17 protein-coding genes are annotated in these 18,855 nt (G+C 68.0%); 11 read left to right on the forward strand and 6 right to left on the reverse strand.

The features are described from left to right. Positions 1-28: 28 nt before the first annotated feature. The 4 genes from NDO75_RS21060 to NDO75_RS21075 all read left to right on the forward strand — a co-directional run bounded on the left by NDO75_RS21060 (position 29) and on the right by NDO75_RS21075 (position 5,002). Positions 29-1,276 (forward strand): hypothetical protein, encoded by a 1,248-nt coding sequence (locus NDO75_RS21060; RefSeq protein WP_310908584.1) that lies wholly within the window; start codon positions 29-31, stop codon positions 1,274-1,276. 83 nt (positions 1,277-1,359) lie between these two features. Then, positions 1,360-2,304: a 1,4-dihydroxy-2-naphthoate polyprenyltransferase gene (locus NDO75_RS21065; protein WP_310908585.1), complete on the forward strand. Its 945-nt coding sequence runs from the start codon at positions 1,360-1,362 to the stop codon at positions 2,302-2,304. Beyond that, the gene (locus tag NDO75_RS21070) at positions 2,301-3,407 is read left to right on the forward strand and encodes an o-succinylbenzoate synthase (RefSeq protein WP_310908586.1); all 1,107 of its coding nucleotides are present in this window, start codon (positions 2,301-2,303) and stop codon (positions 3,405-3,407) included. Before NDO75_RS21065 ends, NDO75_RS21070 begins: the two co-directional genes overlap by 4 nt. Next, on the forward strand, positions 3,404-5,002 hold the full coding sequence (locus tag NDO75_RS21075; RefSeq protein WP_310908587.1) for a class I adenylate-forming enzyme family protein: 1,599 nt from the start codon (positions 3,404-3,406) through the stop codon (positions 5,000-5,002). The genes NDO75_RS21070 and NDO75_RS21075 overlap by 4 nt, the downstream gene beginning before the upstream one ends. A 41-nt stretch (positions 5,003-5,043) precedes the next feature. Here NDO75_RS21075 and NDO75_RS21080 read toward each other — a convergent pair whose 3' ends face one another. Next, the gene (locus NDO75_RS21080) at positions 5,044-6,639 is read right to left on the reverse strand and encodes a BCCT family transporter (protein WP_310908588.1); all 1,596 of its coding nucleotides are present in this window, start codon (positions 6,637-6,639) and stop codon (positions 5,044-5,046) included. Between the two features lie 247 nt (positions 6,640-6,886). Here NDO75_RS21080 and NDO75_RS21085 point away from each other — a divergent pair, with 247 nt between their 5' ends. Both NDO75_RS21085 and NDO75_RS21090 read left to right on the forward strand, forming a co-directional pair. Next, the gene (locus tag NDO75_RS21085) at positions 6,887-7,714 is read left to right on the forward strand and encodes an NRDE family protein (RefSeq protein WP_310908589.1); all 828 of its coding nucleotides are present in this window, start codon (positions 6,887-6,889) and stop codon (positions 7,712-7,714) included. Between the two features lie 72 nt (positions 7,715-7,786). Further along, entirely contained in the window at positions 7,787-8,137 is a 351-nt protein-coding gene (locus tag NDO75_RS21090; RefSeq protein ID WP_310908590.1) for a MarR family transcriptional regulator, read from the forward strand. A gap of 21 nt (positions 8,138-8,158) precedes the next feature. On the opposite strand, the gene NDO75_RS21095 is transcribed toward NDO75_RS21090, so the two are convergent. From NDO75_RS21095 to gatC, 4 genes are all read right to left on the reverse strand, one after another. Continuing rightward, positions 8,159-8,959 carry a formate/nitrite transporter family protein gene (locus tag NDO75_RS21095; protein WP_310908591.1) on the reverse strand — a complete coding sequence of 267 codons (801 nt, stop codon included), beginning with the start codon at positions 8,957-8,959 and terminating at the stop codon, positions 8,159-8,161. Positions 8,960-9,091: 132 nt separating this feature from the next. After that, positions 9,092-9,505 (reverse strand): hypothetical protein, encoded by a 414-nt coding sequence (locus NDO75_RS21100; RefSeq protein ID WP_310908592.1) that lies wholly within the window; start codon positions 9,503-9,505, stop codon positions 9,092-9,094. Positions 9,506-9,585: 80 nt separating this feature from the next. Then, positions 9,586-10,860, reverse strand: a complete 1,275-nt coding sequence (gatA, locus tag NDO75_RS21105; protein ID WP_310908593.1) for an Asp-tRNA(Asn)/Glu-tRNA(Gln) amidotransferase subunit GatA — start codon at positions 10,858-10,860, stop codon at positions 9,586-9,588. 2 nt (positions 10,861-10,862) lie between these two features. Further along, on the reverse strand, positions 10,863-11,141 hold the full coding sequence (gene gatC / locus NDO75_RS21110; protein WP_310908594.1) for an Asp-tRNA(Asn)/Glu-tRNA(Gln) amidotransferase subunit GatC: 279 nt from the start codon (positions 11,139-11,141) through the stop codon (positions 10,863-10,865). Between the two features lie 376 nt (positions 11,142-11,517). On the opposite strand from gatC, the gene NDO75_RS21115 reads away from it, so the two are divergent. The 5 genes from NDO75_RS21115 (at position 11,518) to NDO75_RS21135 (ending at position 17,994) form a co-directional block, all read left to right on the forward strand. Continuing rightward, positions 11,518-11,640 carry a hypothetical protein gene (locus tag NDO75_RS21115; RefSeq protein ID WP_310908595.1) on the forward strand — a complete coding sequence of 41 codons (123 nt, stop codon included), beginning with the start codon at positions 11,518-11,520 and terminating at the stop codon, positions 11,638-11,640. Beyond that, positions 11,637-12,548 (forward strand): alpha/beta hydrolase, encoded by a 912-nt coding sequence (locus NDO75_RS21120; protein WP_310908596.1) that lies wholly within the window; start codon positions 11,637-11,639, stop codon positions 12,546-12,548. The genes NDO75_RS21115 and NDO75_RS21120 overlap by 4 nt, the downstream gene beginning before the upstream one ends. Before the next feature lie 208 nt (positions 12,549-12,756). After that, entirely contained in the window at positions 12,757-13,191 is a 435-nt protein-coding gene (locus tag NDO75_RS21125; protein WP_310908597.1) for a DUF3054 domain-containing protein, read from the forward strand. 84 nt (positions 13,192-13,275) lie between these two features. Beyond that, complete coding sequence (locus NDO75_RS21130) at positions 13,276-15,717, forward strand: heavy metal translocating P-type ATPase (RefSeq protein ID WP_310908825.1); 2,442 nt, start codon at positions 13,276-13,278, stop codon at positions 15,715-15,717. A 126-nt stretch (positions 15,718-15,843) separates the two neighbouring features. Continuing rightward, complete coding sequence (locus NDO75_RS21135; protein WP_310908598.1) at positions 15,844-17,994, forward strand: ATP-binding protein; 2,151 nt, start codon at positions 15,844-15,846, stop codon at positions 17,992-17,994. A gap of 137 nt (positions 17,995-18,131) precedes the next feature. Here NDO75_RS21135 and NDO75_RS21140 read toward each other — a convergent pair whose 3' ends face one another. Then, positions 18,132-18,854 carry a hypothetical protein gene (locus tag NDO75_RS21140; RefSeq protein WP_310908599.1) on the reverse strand — a complete coding sequence of 241 codons (723 nt, stop codon included), beginning with the start codon at positions 18,852-18,854 and terminating at the stop codon, positions 18,132-18,134. Position 18,855: the final 1 nt, after the last annotated feature.

The raw sequence follows: 18,855 nt of genomic DNA on the forward strand, positions 1-18,855 counted from the left end.
CCTCGAGGCGGATTTCGGAACCACCGACATGAACCGACGAACGGCCCTCCGGCGGATGACCGCGCTCTCGGGCGCGATAGTCGTCGCCGGCTGCGCCGCTCCGAGCGGCGAGCGCAACGAGAGTGACGACGGCGAGACCGGCACCGAGGGCGATGAGAGCGTCACGGGAACATCGGCTATCCCTCGAATAGACGACCCGCCGCAGGCCGTCTACCTCCCTGGTCACCGCAAATCGATGCGCGTCCTCGAGCCGATCGACGCCGGCGACTACCGGCTGGCACCGATGCTCACGTACCCCCATCCGTTCTGGATCGTCACCGGAGCCGAGCGCCAGCTCGTCGAGCCCGAGGCGGGCCGGGGCGTCCACCTGATGTGCACCGTCTGGGACTCGGAGACCGGGACGGTGGTTCCCGTCGATATCGGGCCTCGAGTGACGCTCGAGCGAACCGACGGTGGCGACGAGTGGCGGCGGACGCTATCGCCGTGGCCGATGCTCTCACAGGAGATGGGCGTCCACTTCGGCGACAACGTCGCCCTCCCGGCCGACGGTACCTACGCCGCCACGGTCGAACTGCCGCCGGTGGGGACGCGACGAACCGGCTCCTTCGAGAATCGGTTCACCGACCGCGCGACCGCGACGTTCGAGTTTACCTACGACGAGGCGTTCCGCGAGGCCGTCGTCGACGGCGTCGAACTCCTGGTGCGCGAGCGCTGGGGGAAGCGGGGGGCGCTCGAGGCGATGCTCGGCCAGGAGGGGCGAGCCGCCGGCGATGGATCCGACGGCGACGGGAATCCGGCTGCGAGAATTCCGTACTCCGCGCTGCCGCCGGCGGCGGACTATCCGGGGACCCGGCTGGTCGAGCCGAGCGTGGCAGCCGACGCGGGATCGGCGGACGGCCTTCCGACCAGCGGCGACGCGGCGTTCGTCGTGACGCTGCTCGAGCCCGGGTCGCGGCTGGCCGACAGTGACGACCGGTACCTGCTGGTCTCGCCGCGGACGCCGTACAACCGTGTCCCACTCGCGAATACGTCGCTGCGCGCGGTCGTCTCCCACGAGGGCTCGACGGTAGCGAATCGAGGGCTCGAGGCGACCCTCGACGGCGAACTCGGATTCCACTACGGGCTGTCGCTCGCCGACGTTCGCGCGGGCGATTCGGTGCGGATCGTCGTCGAGTCGCCGCCGCAGACGGCCCGCCATCAGGGGTACGAGACGGCGTTTTTCGAGATGGAACCGCTCGAGCTGGCGGTTCCCGACGATATCGACGAGGGACGGTGACCGCGTTCTCGTTGTCCATTTCGGACACGACGTGCGGCTCGCAATGCCAACGTTGACACTCTCTCGAGTGGGACACTCGAGCCATGAGTTCGGCCGAGGTCGAAATCTCACGGACGAAGGCGTGGCTGATGGCGGCCCGCCCGCAGACCTTGCCCGCGGCTGCGGCCCCGGTGATCGTGGGGACGGGGCTCGCAGCCCACGAGGGGGTGTTCGCGCCATTGCCGGCGGTGATGGCGTTCGTGGGTGCGGCGCTAATCCAGATCGGGACGAATTTCGCGAACGACTACTACGACGCGGTCAAGGGGGCCGACACCGACGACCGCGAGGGCTTTACCCGCGTCACGCAGTCGGGGCTCATCTCGCCCGAACAGGTCAAGTTCGCGACACTGGTGACGTTCGCCCTGGCGATCCTGACCGGGACCTACCTCGTCTACGTCGGGGGCGTTCCGATCCTGGTCGTCGGGCTGGTGAGCGTCTTCTGCGGGTGGGCCTACACCGGCGGCCCCTACCCGCTGGGCTATCACGGATTGGGCGACCTCTTCGTGTTCGTCTTCTTCGGGCTCGTCGCCGTGACCGGGACCTACTACGTCCAGGCGGCGACAGTCCTCGCGGAGCCGCTGTCGACGACGATCCCAACGGGGACGGTCACGCGCGAAGCGATCGCCGCGAGCCTGCCCGTCGCCGGGCTCTCGACGGCCATTCTCGTGGTGAACAACGTCCGCGACACAGAGACCGACGCCGCGGCCGGGAAACGCACGCTCGCGGTTCGGCTCGGCTACCGGGCGAGCCGCCTCGAGTATACCGCTCTACTCGCGCTCGCCTACGTCGTCCCTGTCTGGCTCTGGCTGGGCGCGGGATTCGGGCCCAGCGTTCTGCTGCCGCTCGTTACCCTCCCCTACGCAGCGATGATCTCGCGGACGGTCTGGACGCGAACGGACGGCGACGCGCTCAACCCCGCGCTCGAGCAGACCGGTAAGCTGCTCGCGGTCTATGCCCTCTGTTTCGCCGGAGGGCTGGTGGTGCCATGAACGCGACCGACGACCTCTCCCTCGAGTACCGGTCGTTCTCGCTGGACCTCGCGAAGCCGCTCGAGACGGCCGACGGAACGATCGACTCCCGCGACGGTTTTCTGGTTCGGTTAGTCGACGAAGGGACGGACGGGGACGGAATTGCGGCCGGATCCGGTGACGAATCCCCCGTCGGCTACGGCGAGGCGACGCCGCTGCAGGGCTGGACGGAATCGCGCGCGGACTGTGAAGACGCGCTCGAGCGCGCCCGCGATGCACTCGAATCGGGCGGGCCGAGCGATGCGCTCGAGGTCGTCGATCGCCAGGTCGCGGCCAGACACGCGCTAGCGCTGGCACTGGCGGATCTGCAGGCGACCCGCGAGGCGACGCCGCTGTACCGCTACCTCGGTCAGGGACCGATGGTCGGCCGGGTGCCGGTCAACGCGACGATCAGCGACGGATCGACGACCGACACCGTCGCGGAAGCCCGCGCGGCCGTCGACCGCGGTTTCGACTGCTGCAAACTGAAGGCCGGCCTCCGGAGGGTCGAGGAGGACATCGAACGCGTCCGGCGCGTTCGCGAGGCCGTCGGTTCCGGCGTCGAACTCCGAGTCGACGCCAACGAGGCGTGGACCTACGAGGAGGCCGAGTGCGCACTCGAGGGGTTCGCCGAGCACGGCGTCTCGATCCTCGAACAGCCGCTGCCCGCGGGCGCGCTCCAGGGCCACGCCGACCTCCGGGCACAGAGCGAGGGCGTCGACATCGCGCTCGACGAGGGGCTGCTCGAGCACGGCGTCGACGCGATCTGCGAAGCCGGCGCGGCGGACGTCGTCGTTCTCAAACCGATGGCGCTGGGCGGGATCGACGTGGCTCGGAAGGTCGCCGCGTGGCTGACCGAACTCGACATCACGCCGCTGGTGACGACGACCATCGACGGCGTCGTCGCCCGTACCGGGGCGGTACACCTCGCGGCGGCGATCCCGGACGTGCCGGCCTGCGGGCTCGCGACGGGCGATCTCCTCGCGACAGACCTCGGTCGGGACCCCGTCTTACTCGAGAAGGGGTCGGCGGTCGTGCCGCAGGCGAAGGGACTCGGCGTCTCGGACGTGTGGGACGAGCGATGACCGGGCCGATCGACTGGCCGACACGCGATCTCGTCGCCCACCGCGTCGCGGCGACGCCGGATCGGACGGCGCTGATCGATATCGCCACGGAGACCGAGTGGACCGTCCGGGAACTCGATCGCCGGGTCGACCGCGCCGCGGCGGGCCTCGAGCCCCTCCTCGACGGACGCGAGGGTGCCGGCGGCGAGCGGATCGGCGTCCTGATGGACACCAGATCGGCCTTCGCGACCCTCTTTTTCGCCGCGATGCGGACCGGGACGACCGTCGTCCCGCTGAACGTCCGGGAGACGGTCGGCGAACTCGCTGCGAAGGTCGAGCGAACCGACCTCGCCGCGATCGTCTGCGAGCGGGCGACGGAGGAGACGGCGCTCGAACTGGCGGCCGAAGCCGCTCACCGGTCGATCGGCGTCTGTTCAGTCGACGAACCGCGGAGCGATCGCGTTCGAGCACCGTTCCCGTCGGCCGACGCCGAACGGGCCGATTCCGAATTCGACTCCGGCTCTCGAGCGGTGGAACCGGTCGCCCTCGAGCGCGACGAGACGCAACTGATCATGTTCACCTCTGGCACGTCCGGCGAGCCGAAGGGCGTCCGGCTGACGGTGGGGAACCTCGTCGCGAGCGCGACTGCCTCCGCGTTCAGACTCGGTGTCGGCCCCGACGACCGGTGGCTCTGCTGTCTCCCGATGTACCACATGGGCGGTTTGGCACCCGTCCTTCGATCCGTGCTCTACGGGACTCCGGTCGTTATTCAGCGCGAGTTCGACTCCGAGTCGACCGCGCGGGTGCTCTCCGAGTACCGGATCACCGGCGTCTCGCTCGTTCCGACGATGTGCAAGCGGCTGCTCGACGCCGGCTGGAAGCCGGCCGACGCGCTGCGGTTCGTCCTGCTGGGCGGCGCGCCGGCCTCGGACGAGCTGCTCGAGCGCTGCCGGGAGCGGAGCGTACCGGTCCATCCGACCTACGGCATGACCGAAACCGCGTCCCAGATCGCGACGGCGACGCCGGCCGAGACCGCCACCCACGAGGGAACCGTCGGTCAGCCGCTGCTGTTCACCGATGTGTCCGTCGTCGACGAGACCGGGACGGCGCTCGAGTCCGGTGAGCAGGGCGAACTCGTCGTTTCGGGGCCGACGGTGACGCCGGGCTACCTCGACAACGAGCACACCGAGTCGGCGTTCGGCGAGTGCGGCCTGCATACGGGTGACATCGGCTACCGGGACGCCGACGGCCGGCTGTGGATCCTCAACCGTCGCAGCGATCGCATCGTCACCGGCGGCGAGAACGTCGACCCCGGCGAGGTGATCGCGGCGCTCCGGTCACACCCCCGCGTCGAGGAGGCCGCGGTCGTTGGCCTCGACGACGAGGAGTGGGGCGAGCGCGTCGCGGCGCTGGTCGTTCCCGAGTTCGGGAGCGACTCGGCTCTCGAGCCCCGATCCCTGCTCGCCCACTGCGACGACCGGCTCGCCGGATTCAAGCGACCGAAGACGATCGGATTCGACGACGAGCTCCCCCGGACGGCGTCGGGGACCGTCGACCGCGAGGCCGTTCGAGAGCGGCTAATTTCGGGCGGGGCCGACGTGACCGATTCGTCGTGAGCTCGGTCGCTGGCCCGACCTCCAGGCCGACCCGGCGTCGCTCAATCGTCGTCGGTCACGCTGTGAGAGGCCGGCTTCGGACGGGGCGTCTGGGGGTTCGGCCGGGACGTCTCGTCCTCGTCTTCGCGGACGTAGTCCCGGGCGACGGCGTAACTCCCGTACAGGACGAGCAGCAGGAACAGCGAGAACGGGAGCGCCATCGTCACCGAGAGCGACTCGATGGCGCTGAACTCCTCGAGGCGAAGGGACATCATCCCGAAGAGCGCGAGCAGCGCGCCCCACCACGCGCGGTTTCGCGGGTTCGGGTTCTCGTCGCCGAGCGTGATGGCGGAGATCATGAACACCGCCGAGTCGAGCGACGTGATGATGTAACCGGCGATGATGAAGACGAACAGCACAGCGAGCACCGTTCCGAACGGGGTGATCTGGAGCGCCTTCGCGATCGCCGCGGGCTTCCCCGCCGACGCCATCGCCTCGGCGACCGGTTCCTGAAAGCCCGGCGCGAGGACCCAGCCGCCGATGAGTCCGTGTTGTATCCAGGTGAACACCGTCGGGACCACGACGAGCACGGCGAACAGCTCTCGGATGGTTCGTCCCTTCGAGACGCGGGCGACGAAGCTCCCGACGAAGATGCTCCAGGCGGCCCACCAGGCCCACCAGAAGCCGGTCCAGTTGGCGGCCCAGTTGCCGTCGCCCCCCGGTGCGGTGTACAGCGTCAGGCGGAACATCTCGCTGAGCCAGACGCCGGTGGCGTCCAGACTCAGCTCGAGCATGTAGAGGCTCGGGCCGACCACCACGAGCAGGGCCATCGCGACGCCGATGAGCACCACTGTCGCGCGGGCCGCGTTACGGATTCCCTTTCGAAGGCCGAGCCAGACGTCGGCGAGGAACACGACGCCGATGAGAGCGAACACCGCGTACGTCAGCACCGTCGCGTCGAGTCCGAACACCCGCCCGAGGATCGCCGACATCGTCTGCGCACTGAACCCGAGCGTCGTCGAGATGCCGCCGATCGTGGCGACGAGCGCCGCCAGGTCGACCAGCCAGTAGAGGCCGGGGATGCGATCTTCGTCGACGACGCCGGCGAGCATCGAACTGATCTTGTAGTCGCCGACGCCGTCGGTGTAGACCACGATCCCGAAGGCGATCGCGACGGGGAGATACCACATCGCCAGCCCCGGGAACACCTCGTGGATGAACATGAACGCCAGCGCCATCGACTCGACGGACGCGCCCTGGACGGGGGCCGGATCCGGTGGCGGATGCTGGGCGATCGACACCGGTTCCGCGACGCCCCAGATGAGCACCGAGGCGCCGAAGCCGACGGTAAACACCATCGCCAGCCACGAGAACAGGTCGAACTCCGGTTCGGCGTCGGGGCCGCCGATTCGGAGTCGGCCGTACCGCGAGATCGTGAAGGCGAAGACTGCGACGAGCAGGACGAATCCGAGGAGGATGAACCACCAGCCGAAGTAGGTGAGTATCCACCCCTTCGCGCCGGTGAGCGCGCTGCTCAGCGCCGACGGACGCAGAAATCCGACCGCGCCGAGCGCGAGCATTACGCCCATCGTCACGACGAAGAGGGCTCGTTCCGCCCGCGACGCCTCCTCGAGTCCGAAGAGTTCGCTCGCGTTCATCGTTTTCCCCACCCGATACTGCCGGCTGTACCGAAGTCAGTCGGCCGCGTCCCGTTGCTACTCACTGAGTCGTGAGTCACCATCAGACGTGTCTCCAATCCCGCTACTAAACACGCAAATATCCTTTGTCTCGAAACCCGATACAGAGCGGTTACCACACGCAGCGGAACGGTCCACGACGGGGGCAGAATCGAAACGGATTGCCGCCGGAACGGAAGTTAAGACGCTGGCGTCCCTACCGCGAATCGTGTGTACGCTCACCCTCGCCTGGCAGGTGTTCGACGACGCGCCGGTCGCGGTCGCCGCCAACCGTGACGAGGCGCTCGGGCGGGACTCGACGCCGCCTGCGGTCTTCGACGACGATCCGCTGATCGTCGCGCCCCAGGACGCCGAAGCCGGCGGTACGTGGATCGGCTACAACGAAAACGGCGTCTTCGCGGGTATCACGAACAAGTGGACCGACGCCGAGTTGGCCGGCGAGCGCTCGCGAGGCCTGCTCGTCGCCGACGTTCTCGAGGCGGCGTCCGCAGCCGACGCGGCGGCGAGCATCGAAGACGCGGTCGAGACCGACGAGTACGACGGCTTCTACCTCGTCGTCGCCGACGCGACCGACGCGTTCTGCTACGCGTGGGACGGAACACTTTCTCGGACCGAGTTCGACCCCGGCGTCCACGTCGTCGTCAACGTCGCGGTCGACGACGCGGTCGACGTGCCGTCGATCCGACCGGAGGCGGGACGAAAGCAGGCGGCGAACGCGCGAGCGGTCCGAACCGCTCTCGAGGCGAAATCAGGCGAGACGGTGACGGAGTGGCTCGAGCGGGCGGGCGACGTACTCGGCGACCACGAGTACGGCGTCTGCATCCACCGAAGCGGGTTCGGTACCCGCTCGTCGTCGCTGATCGCGCTCGGTCCCGAAACGCGGCGCTACGCCTTCGCACCGGGGCCGCCCTGTCGAACGAACTACGAGGCGGTGTCGGTCGCGGCCGAGGATGGGGTTGGGGTCAGCCCCGATGTCGACGCTGCGGACGGGGTCGAGGGCGACGGTTCGGCGGTCGACGGGGAAGGGCACATTTAAGCGGTTCGCTCCGTCTTGTATGGATATGGACGCACTCCTGCCTGTAGCGACGCGCACGACGAGGTGGTGGACGTGAGCGTCTCCGCGGCCGAAGCCGAACTCACCGAGGACGAGCGCGCCGGTCTCGAGCTCGTCCGCGAGTCCGGCGGGATCCACCAGAGCGACTTCTGGAAGGAACTGGACGTCTCCTCGCGTAAGGGCAGCCGGATCGTCGAGTCCCTCGTCGAGAAGGAACTCGTCGACCGGGAGGAGACGATCTACGACGGACACAACACCTACTACATCACGCCGACCGCCCGCGACCTCGATTTCAGGCTGTTGATGGCCGGCGACATGCTCTCGCCGTTTATCGGCGAGGAAGAGGTCGACCCCAACAGCGACGCCTTTTCGCAGTGGATCATGAACCTCGCGTACGAGGAGTAGCCGACCGCTCGAAGCGGCCGGTTACGATTCGCCCCCGTCGTCCGAATTCCGTGCACCCCGCACCTGGGCGACGTGCGTGAACGTGACCAGCCCCAGCCCGCCGACGAAGTTCCCCGCAGTCGCGACCGCGATCGTCTCGAGCAGGGTCCGGTAGCCGATCACCGGATCGAAGAGCATCCCGAAGAAGACGTGGATCGCGGTAACGATCACGTGATCGAAGGGGCCGAGCGCCAGCAGGAAACCGACGATGTACGCCAGCGTAATGCGGCTACCGACGGTATTGACGCCTTCCAGCAGGAACGACAGCAGGCTCACGAGCGCGCCTCCGACGATGGCGCTCGCGAACACCGCCGTCATCGGTCGGTGAACGATTTCCTCCGCGCTCCGTCCCAGCGCGTGGGCCGACCCTGCGGGAAGGACGCCGTCGACGGCGAAGACCAGCGCGAAGAGAAAGCCGCCAACGAGGTTGAAGACGAGCGTGACGGTCCACAGGCGAACGAGCGGCCAGAGCAGCCACGACCCGTCCCGATCGACCACCTTCGCGGCCGGATCGAAGAAGTTCTCGTTGAACAGTTCCGTCCGCCCGACGACCAGGAAGACGACGCCGACGCCGAAGGCGAGTGCGCCCGCGATATGCGCGACGGCGCCGAACCGCGGTTCGACCAGCGCGTCGACGACGCCCAGCGCGGCGATGCCGAAGACGATCGTAAAGCCCGCGATGAAGCTCGTCGAAACGAGCTCGAGCAGTGACTGCTCGAGCCGTCGTTCGCCTTCCTCTACCGCACGATTGAAGATCTCTTCGGGGACGGGAGCGCCGGACACGACTCGAATATATGTTCGCTGACAGAAAAGCGTCGGACCTGAATACGCCACGGCTACCGGCGGTCCGGCAAATCGCTCGCGTGGTGTCGGAACGGGCTACCGTCCGCGGAACCAACGGATCGGTGACGCGAGCTACTGGTAGGGATCGAACTGCTCGATGAGGACGAACGGGTCGCGCTCGCGGTTGTAGTAGGACACGTCGCCGTCGATCGCTTCGATGAGCCGCCGGTGGACTTCGCGTGCGGCCCGGCCCTCGTCGGGCTCTAGGTGGTGGCGGCCCCGCATGTCGGTCCAGAAGCCACCGTCGAGCCAGAGCAGGGTTTCGTCGTTGGACTGGTAGACGACTTCACCGTTCTCGGTCAGCCCGTCGATCGCGAGCTGGCGGCCGGAGAGCTGTGCGCGAGCGAGGACGGCGACGAGCTGTCGTCGCGAAACGGGTGCATGCAGCGCGACGTCGTCGATCGTGTCGTCGAAATACCCCTCGACGAGGTCACACGCCCTCGAGAATTCGTCGAATTCGACTTCCTGGTCCTGTGCGATCTTCATGAGAGTCTCCCCGAGCTAGCTGTTCGGTATGGGTACTGTTGGCAGACGTGTATAAAAACCTATCCGTCCCTCGGCGACCGTCAGGCGAGCGCGCTCGCGGCTCGGATCAGCCGCTCCTCGCCGAAGGCAGGGCCGACGAGCTGGAGGCCGACGGGGAGGCCGTCGGTTTCGCCGGCCGGTACCGAGATCGCGGGCAGATCGGCGAGGTTGACCGGCACCGTATTCGCGTCGGCGAGGTAGAGCTGGAGCGGATCGTCTAAACTCTCGCCGAGTTCGAACGGGGGTGCCGGCATCGTCGGACTGGCGAGCACGTCGGCTTCTGACAGCGCCTCGTCGAAGTCCTGTTTGACCCACGCGCGGGCATCCTGAGCCTTCTTGTAGTACTTGTCGTGGTAGCCCGCCGAGAGTGCGTACGTTCCGAGGAGGATCCGGCGTTTGACCTCGTCGCCGAAGCCTTCCTCGCGCGCTTTCGCGAACGCCTCGTTCCAGTTGCCGTCGTAGCCACCCGACTGGCCGTAGCGGACGCCGTCGAACCGCGCGAGATTCGAGGAGGCCTCCGACATCGCGATCACGTAGTAGGCTTCGACGGCGTGTTCGACCGACGGCAGCGAGACCTCGTGGTACTCCGCGCCCCGGTCCTCGAGCTCGCCAAGCGCGTCCCAGAACGTCTCGACGACGCCCTCGTCGGCCCCCTCGAGCAGTTCCGTGGGGACGCCGATCGAGAGCCCGTCCACGTCGCCGGTGGCGGCGTCGGCGTAGCGCTCGCCGTCTTCCAACGGCGTCTCACGCGTGGTCGCGTCGCGCTCGTCGCTCCCGGCGATCACGTCGAGCAGCCGAGCCGCGTCTTCGACGGTCTCGCCGAAGGGGCCAATCTGCTCGAGGCTATTGCCGTAGGCGACGAGGCCGTACCGCGAGACCAGTCCGTAGGTGGGCTTGATGCCGACGACGCCACAGAAGGCGGCTGGACAGCGGACCGAGCCGCCGGTGTCGGAGCCCAGCGCGAGGTCGGCCTCACCGGCCGCGACGGCGGCCGCCGACCCGCCCGAGGAGCCGCCGGGAACGTGGCCCGGCGCGGCCGGGTTGTCCGTGGCACCGAAGTAAGAGGTCTCGGTGGTCGTGCCCATCCCGAACTCGTCCATGTTGGCCTTGCCGACGATCGTCGCGCCGGCCTCCGTGAGGCGCTCGACGACCGTCGCGTCGTAGGGCGGGACGTAGTCCTCGAGCATCTTCGACCCGCAGGTCGTCCGGACGCCCTCGGTGGAGATGTTGTCCTTGACCGCGACGGTCGTTCCGGACAGCGGGCCATCGTCGGCACCCTCGATCCTCGTTTCGGTGATGAAAATATCGTCCGACATGATCAGGAGACGTTCGGTCCTTTGAAGTAGCCGTCCTCGGTTTCCGGCGCGTTCCGGAGCGCCTCGGCGTGCTCGAGCGAGGGGCGTTCCTCGTCGGGGCGCATCACGTTCGCGAGGTCAGCCTCGCGGTCGACTTCCGGCACCTCGTCTAGGGTCTCGAAGTACGCGAGGATGTCCGCGAACTGCCCGGTGAACCGGTCGACCTCGTCGTCGTCGAGGTCGACGCGGGCCAGCTCCGCGACGTGGCGGACCTCCTCGGGACTAACGGCGTCGTCGCTCATACCTGTTCGCACCGGCCTCCGGAGAGTAAGGGTTTCGATACGGCTACGCGGACGGCGCGGCCCATCGGGATCGTCGACCGGACCCGTTGGCCCCGTCGACCGATACCGGTTTCCCGAAGTGCCACGTCCGGCATCGGTCGTAGTGGCTGCAAGTCGACTCTGCAGTCCTTCCCGCGGTCGGAGAGGCCGTACCCACCTGAGATCGACTTCCGTGCCCCGCCTCGATACTGCGAACCGATCCGATTGCCCACGCCCAGTTGCGGCTGCGGAAACAGTCACGTCAAGACGAAGTTATCCGAACCCAACGTATCACTAACCGAGACCGCGGTCGGATAACGAGATCATACTCAAACACCTCGGAACACTCCGCACGAGTATGAACTGCGACAACTGCCAGGCCGACGAAGTGGCGTACACCCTGACGACCCACGTCGAACCCGGCGACGAGCGGGTCGACCTCCACTTCTGCTCGACGGACTGCCTCCGGGTCTGGACGTGACGGGCCACACGGCCACTACCGGGGCACTCGAGCCGCCGCTCCCCGCAGGGATCGACGCGTCGTCGGTCGAGCGGTCCGTCAACGGTGTCCGACTGCACGTCGTCACCGCCGGCGACGACGAAGCTCCGCTGGTCGTCCTTCTCCACGGCTTTCCCGAATTCTGGTACGGCTGGCGGGCCCAGTTCGAGCCGCTCGTCGCGGCCGGATATCGGGTACTCGTGCCCGATCAGCGGGGGTACAATCGAAGCGAGAAACCCGACGGAACCAAGGCGTATCGAACCCGCGAACGTTCGCAGGACATCGTCGAGCTGATAGCGTCCGAGGATCGCGACAGCGCACATATCGTCGGTCACGACTGGGGCGGGATGGTCGCTTGGGACCTCGCGCGTCGGGCGCCCGAGCGCGTCGATCGGCTCGCGGTCGTCAACGCGCCGCATCCGACCGCCTATCTTCGACAGCTCGTCGCGAGCCCCGAACAACTGCGCCGGAGCTGGTACGCCGGCTGGTTCCAGGTACCGCGGCTCCCCGAGTTCGTCTGCCGGTACGGCGACTACCGGGTCCTCGAGCGGGCCCTTCGAGAGACGGCTGCGCCGGGAACGTTTTCCGACGAGGAACTGGCTCACTACCGCCGTGCCTGGCGACGAGACGGCGCGCTGACGGGGATGCTCAACTGGTATCGGGCAGCCGCGCGGTATCCGCCGGCTCGGCCGACCGATCGGGTCGACGCGCCGACGCTCGTCGTCTGGGGCGAGGACGACACGGCGCTGCTCCCCTCGCTGGCGGTCGATAGCGCGTCGTTCTGCCCGAACGGCCGCCTCGAGATGCTACCGGACGTGAGCCACTGGGTACCCCACGAAGTGCCCGGACAGCTGTCGGAACTGCTGCTCGAGCACCTCGACAAGCCGTAGCCGCCTCCACTCGAGGGGTCCGCCGACGCTGCGTCCGCTTCGTTCGAGGGCCCACCGACGCCGCGTCAGCCGACCGGAACACGTTCGGGGAAGGAGTCCCGTCACTGGTCGCCGTCGGTTCGAACGAACGTCACCGCGGCCTCCTGTAGCGAGGGCCGTCGTTCCCCCGTCGCTGCCGGTTGCACGCGGTGGTCGCCGCTCGAGAGCCATGATCGAATCTCGCCTGCGTCCGAACCCGGTCGGCCGAATCGCCGCTGAACCGTCAGTCGTCGCCCTCGCCGTCGCCGACGCGGTCGTCGTCACGGCCTTCCTCGCCTTCGGTCTGTTCACCCACGGCATCGAGCCGTGGGCGTACCCGGCGCACACCCTCCGGACGGCGACGCCGTTCGTGCTCGCGTGGGCGACCGTCGCCCCGCCGCTTGGTGCGTACCGCCGCCGGGCGCTCGAGTCGTTCGGACGGACGGTCGCGGTGGTCGGCGTCGCGTGGCTCGCCGCGACCGTGCTCGGGGGCGCTATCCGCGCGTCGTCGTTCTTTCCAGGCGGTGCGCCCCCGTCGTTCCTGCTGGTTAACGCCGCGGTCGGGCTCGCGTTCGTCCTCCCGTGGCGGCTCGCGGTGACCGGCGGGCGGCGAGTGTGGCGGTAACGGCCGCCGACGAGCGTGGCCACGGGGCCGCGAACGTGTTCGGCACCACCGCTACCCGTCGCGTCCGCGATGATCGAAGATGAGATGAGTTCCTGCGCGCTCTGCGGGCTCCCGACGCCCGAGCAGCCGGTGACCGCCGACGGCGTCGACGGCTCGTTCTGCTGTCGCGGCTGTCTCGAGGTCCACGAGACGCTCGCCGAGGTCGACGGCGTGGACCGCTCGAGCGTCGTCGAGCGCGCGGGCGAGTCCGTCGATCGCGAGGTGCCCGACGGTGCTGCCGAGACGTTTCTAGCGATCGAAGGGATGCACTGCGCGACGTGCGAGGGGTTCGTCTCCCTGCTGGGCGAGCAGGCGGACGGGGTGCTGACCGTCGAGGCGAGCTACGCGACCGACACCGCCCGTGTCGTCTACGACCCCGACCGGCTGACCGAGGACGACCTCCCCGAGGCGCTTACCGGCTACGGCTACGAGGCGCGGTTCCGCGACGGTGAGGCGGGCTCGAGGCGGGGCGACGAGGAACTGGTCCAGCGGTTGCTCGTCGGTGGCTTCCTGGCGATGCTGATCATGCCGTGGTACCTGTTCTACCTCTACCCGAGTTACGTCGGCATCGAGACGGGAATCCTCTCCGTCGACGCGACCTCGCCGGTCGGGATCTACCTCCCGATGGCGATCATCGGCCTGCTGACGACCGGCGTGCTGTGCTACACGGGGTATCCCGTCCTCCGGGGCGCGTACGTCAGCCTGCGGGTCGGCCAGCCGAACATGGACCTGTTGATCGCCATCGCAGCCGTCTCGGCCTACGCCTACAGCACGGTCGCGCTGGTACTGGGGAGTACCCACCTCTACTACGACGTGACCGTCGCCGTGATCATGGTCGTCAACCTCGGAACCTACTACGAGCGCCGGATCAAGCGCCGGGCGACCGCCCTACTGGCCGACGTGACCGCCGCGCAGGTCCGCGACGCGACCCGCCGAACCCACGAGGGGACCGAAACGGTACCGGTCGATCGACTCGAGCCCGGCGACGAGGTCGTCGTCAAACCGGGCGAGCGGGTTCCCATCGACGGAAGGGTCCGCGAGGGGACCGCGGCGGTCGACGAGTCCGTCCTCACCGGCGAGTCCCTGCCGGTCACGAAGCGGCCGGGCGACCGGGTCGTCGGCGGCGCGATCGTGACCGACAGCGCGCTCGTCCTCGAGGTCGGTTCGGACGCCGAGAGCACGATCGATCGCATCGCGACGCTCATGTGGGAGATCCAGAGCGCGACGCCGGGCGTCCAGCGACTGGCCGATCGGCTCGCCACGGTCTTCGTCCCGCTCGTGCTGACGCTCGCGCTCGCGGTCACGGGCTGGCGGCTCGCGACGGGGACGCCGGTCGGCGACGCGGTGCTGACGGGGCTGACGGTGCTGGTCGTCTCCTGTCCCTGCGCGATGGGGCTCGCGACACCGCTGGCCGTCGCCTCCGGCCTGCGAGACGCCCTGGAGCGCGGGGTCGTCGTCGCGAACGCGACCCTGTTCGAGTCGGCCCCGGCCGTCGAGACGATCGTCTTCGACAAGACCGGGACGCTGACGGCCGGCGAGATGACCGTCCACGAAGTCCGCGGCGAGCCCGCGGCCGTCGAGCGCGCCGCCGCCGTCGAGCGCCTGTCGGAGCATCCCGCCGCCGACGCGATCGTCGCTCACGCGGAGGGCGAACGGGTAGCGGCGGACAGCGAGCGTGTCGCGTCCGACGGGGGCCGTCTCGAGCCAGCCGACGGCTGCGATGCGATAGGAACGGAGGCCGCGTTCGAGCCGACCGGCTTCGAGCGCCACCCCGGCGAGGGCGTGAGCGCGACCGTCGACGGCGAGCGATGCGTCGTCGGGACGCTCGCGCTCGTCGAGCGGCTGGTCGGCCCCGTTCCGGCCGACCTCGAGCGGGCGATCGAGAACGCGCGTGCGGCGGGGCGGCTCCCGGTCGTCGTCGGCTACGACGGTCGAGCGCGGGCAGTCATCGTCGTCGGCGACCGGGCGCGGACCGAGTGGCGCGACGTACTCGAGTCGGTCGCCGACCGCGAGGTGGTCGTGCTGACCGGCGACGACGAGGCCGCGACCGCCACGTTCCGCGAGCATCCGGCGGTCGACCGGGTCTTCGCGGGCGTCCCACCCGATGGGAAGGTCGAGACCGTCCGACGGCTCGCACGCGAAAACGTGACTGCGATGGTGGGCGACGGGACGAACGATGCGCCCGCGCTGGCCGCCGCGGACGTGGGGATCGCCCTCGGTCACGGAACCGCCCGCGCGACCGACGCCGCCGATGCGGTCGTGACCTCGAGCGACCTCGGTGCCGTCTCCGATGTGTTCGAACTCGCGGCCGGCACCCGACGACGCATCCGCGAGAACGTCGCCTGGGCGCTGCTGTACAACGCCGTCGCGATTCCCCTAGCAGCGGCGGGGCTGATCAATCCCCTCTTCGCGGCGGTCGCGATGGCCGCGAGCAGTACCATCGTCGTCGTCAACTCCTCGCGGTCGGTGCTAACAGACGAGAATTGAGGGAGTCGACGCTCCCTGTGACAACGTAACTACCGGTGCCCGTGACGGTTCCCCGTCCGAACGCCGGTACCCGACGTGACATGATAGAGCGCAACCCTCATACCGACTGTCGCCGGAAGGTCATCCGTGGGTACGTGGAACCGTGTCATCTCCAGGGCCGACGGGCAGCGCGTCGTCGTCGCATTCGGAGCGATGTATATCTCACTCGCCTTAGGATGGACGCTTCTCGAGATCGGAAACGGGACACATCCGTGGGACGTCGTCGTCGATTCGCTGCTCATCGCCGGACCCGGGTTCGTTCTCCTCTATTCCGGGCACCGGTTGCCCCGATTCGGTATCCTCCCCGAATTCCACGACTCCATTGCGGGCTGGTGTCTCGGCGGGTTCGGCGTCATGTTCGGTGTCCTCACGCTGTACAGTCTCCAGCCCGGCGAACTCGTCAACGACCCGTCGACGATACTCATTCTGACGGCGCTCGCCAGTGTCGCCGGTCTCGCCGTCGGCATCAACGACGCGGTGGCGAAAACGAGAGCGCGGGAACTCGAGCAACGCAATCGGGAGCTGAAAGGCACGCAGTCGGAACTCGAGGAGACGGTCGCTCGACTCGAGGAGGCGAACGCGCGACTCGAAACCTCGAACGAGCGCCTCGAACACGCCCAGGAGTACACGAACCGCGTGCTGGACGCCGTTCACGACATTTTCTACGTGCTCGAGACGGACGGAGCGCTCCAGCGCTGGAACGAGAGTCTCCGGGAGGTAACGGGCTACACGGACGCGGAGATCGCGTCGATGAACGCCCCGGAATTCATCGCCGACGACGACCGCGGGATGATCGACGACGCGATGGCCGAAGGGTTCGAAACCGGGAGCCTCCAGTTCGAAGCGAAGTTGCTCACGAAAGCGGGCGAACGCATCCCATACGAGTTCGCCGCCTCGGCGCTCGAGACGCCGGACGGCGAGCCGGTTCTGGCGGGTATCGGGCGCGACGTCTCCGAACGCAAAGCCCACGAACGGGAGCTCGAGGCGCGCGCCCATCAGCAGCAGGTCGTCGCCGATCTCGGCCAGCTCGCCCTCGAGACCGACGACCTCGACGAACTCATGCACGAGGCGAGCCGGCAGGTGGCGGCGGTCCTCGACAACGACTACTGCAAGGTGCTCGATCTCGACGCCGGACGCGAGGAGCTGCTGCTCCGGCAGGGCGTCGGCTGGGCGGACGGCCTCGTCGGCGAAGAGACGATATCGGCCGTCGAAGCGGACTCCCAGGCCGCGTACACGCTCGCGAGCGATCGGCCGGTCGTAGTCGAGGATCTCGAGACGGAAACGCGGTTCAGCGGCCCCGATCTGCTGCGGAGCCACGACGTCCGCAGCGGGATCAGTACCATCATCGGCCCGGTCAGCGAACCCTGGGGGATTCTGGGCACCCACGATACCGAGCCCGAGACGTTCTCCGAGGAGGACGTCAATTTCGTCCAGAGCGTCGCCAACGTCCTCGCCGAGGCGATCGAGCGCCAGCAGTATCAGACGGAACTCGAGGCGCTGATCGCCGACCTCGAGCAGTCGAACGAACGGTTAGAGCAGTTCGCCTACGCCGCCTCCCACGACCTGCAAGAGCCGCTGCGAATGGTCTCGAGCTATCTGCGACTGCTCGAACGGCGGTACGAGGACGCTCTCGACGAGGAGGGCGAGGAATTCCTCGCGTACGCGGTCGACGGCGCCGATCGGATGCGCGAGATGATCGACGGGCTGCTCGCGTACTCCCGCGTCGAAACGCGGGGCGACGAACTCGAACCGGTCGATCTCGAGGGCGTCCTCGACGACGTACTCGCTGACCTGCAGCTGCAACTCGAGGAGAGCGACGCCGAGGTCACAGTTGGGTCGCTCCCCCGCGTCGAGGGGGACGCGAGTCAGCTCCGGCAGGTGTTCCAGAACCTGCTGTCGAACGCGATCGAATACAGCGGCGACGAGCCGCCGCGAATACACGTCTCTGCCGAACGGGACGGGAGCTACTGGACGGTGTCCGTCGCCGACGAGGGAATCGGCATCGCTCCGGACGATCAGGAACAGATCTTCGACGTGTTCCAGCGGCTCCACAGTCGCGAGAAACACGCCGGTGCCGGGATCGGCCTCGCGCTCTGTGAACGCATTATCGAACGTCACGGGGGCGAGATCTGGGTCGACTCCGAGCCCGGCGAGGGATCGATCTTCTCGTTTACGGTACCGGCCGTCACGACGGGGCTCGACGACCGAGTGTCGGACGATTCGGAGACCATCCAGTAGGAACGGTTTCTCGTGCGCGCCCTCGAGTCCGCGTCCGTTGTCACGAGCGACTCGCCACTACCGGTTCTTCGGTCCGTGGTGAGCGACAGCGAGAGATCGAGACGACCGGACTGTCTCGAATCGAGGCCGGTCGGCCGCTACTCTTCGGGAACGGACGACAGATACCGGCGATACCGCCGCACGGTATCGGCGTCCTCGTCGTGGAGTTCGACGACGAACTCCTTCTGGCCGACGACCTCCTCGAGTTCGCTCTCCTGGAACGTGAACTCGAACGGCGGCTCCTCGACGCGTGTGATCTCGTTATCGCCGCTGGTCACGACGACGGCGTCGACGCCCTCCGATTCGGAGAGGTGACAGTGGACGGTCCCCTCGGCTCGCGTACACACGAGATCGGGGTTGACGTCCGAGGCCGAATCGCTCCCGATCGACGACTGGAAATCGAGCATCATGGGCGAGATCGGGGCCGTCCCGAGGACGAGGACGATCGCGAGGAAGATCGAGAGGTTGATCTTCGACCCCTGACGAGCGATCATCCGAGTGAGACCGCCGTCCGCGGTCCGCCGGAGACGGATCACCAGCGGGACGATCACGGCGTGGGTCAGCGGCCCCCAGAGGATGAGGACGAACCCGTAGGCCCGCGTATACTGCAGAATCGTCCAGTCGACCCCGTAGGAGAGGACGAGGTTACTCGCCGACCAGCAGAAGAACCCGAAGAAGAGCAAGCCGACGCTCTTGAGCAGCCGCCAGATCGTCGTGTTGGCGTAGTAGATGCTCAGGAGGTCCCGCCAGGCCTGCCCGAGGACGCGCCTGATGAAGGCCAGCGGTGATGCGGTCGTATCGGCGTCGGTGTGTGAAGTCATT

This window comes from Natrinema sp. 1APR25-10V2, assembly GCF_031626495.1.
Lineage (GTDB): Archaea > Halobacteriota > Halobacteria > Halobacteriales > Natrialbaceae > Natrinema.

Excerpts from the sequence above, each read along its gene's own strand:
- NDO75_RS21060 (WP_310908584.1), top strand. The coding sequence starts at position 29 with ATGAACCGACGAACGGCCCTCCGGCGGATGACCGCGCTCTCGGGCGCG.
- NDO75_RS21065 (WP_310908585.1), top strand. The coding sequence starts at position 1,360 with ATGAGTTCGGCCGAGGTCGAAATCTCACGGACGAAGGCGTGGCTGATG.
- NDO75_RS21070 (WP_310908586.1), top strand. The coding sequence starts at position 2,301 with ATGAACGCGACCGACGACCTCTCCCTCGAGTACCGGTCGTTCTCGCTG.
- NDO75_RS21075 (WP_310908587.1), top strand. The coding sequence starts at position 3,404 with ATGACCGGGCCGATCGACTGGCCGACACGCGATCTCGTCGCCCACCGC.
- NDO75_RS21080 (WP_310908588.1), bottom strand. The coding sequence starts at position 6,639 with ATGAACGCGAGCGAACTCTTCGGACTCGAGGAGGCGTCGCGGGCGGAA.
- NDO75_RS21100 (WP_310908592.1), bottom strand. The coding sequence starts at position 9,505 with ATGAAGATCGCACAGGACCAGGAAGTCGAATTCGACGAATTCTCGAGG.
- gatA (WP_310908593.1), bottom strand. The coding sequence starts at position 10,860 with ATGTCGGACGATATTTTCATCACCGAAACGAGGATCGAGGGTGCCGAC.
- gatC (WP_310908594.1), bottom strand. The coding sequence starts at position 11,141 with ATGAGCGACGACGCCGTTAGTCCCGAGGAGGTCCGCCACGTCGCGGAG.
- NDO75_RS21115 (WP_310908595.1), top strand. The coding sequence starts at position 11,518 with ATGAACTGCGACAACTGCCAGGCCGACGAAGTGGCGTACACCCTGACG.
- NDO75_RS21125 (WP_310908597.1), top strand. The coding sequence starts at position 12,757 with ATGATCGAATCTCGCCTGCGTCCGAACCCGGTCGGCCGAATCGCCGCT.
- NDO75_RS21130 (WP_310908825.1), top strand. The coding sequence starts at position 13,276 with ATGAGTTCCTGCGCGCTCTGCGGGCTCCCGACGCCCGAGCAGCCGGTG.
- NDO75_RS21140 (WP_310908599.1), bottom strand. The coding sequence starts at position 18,854 with ATGACTTCACACACCGACGCCGATACGACCGCATCACCGCTGGCCTTC.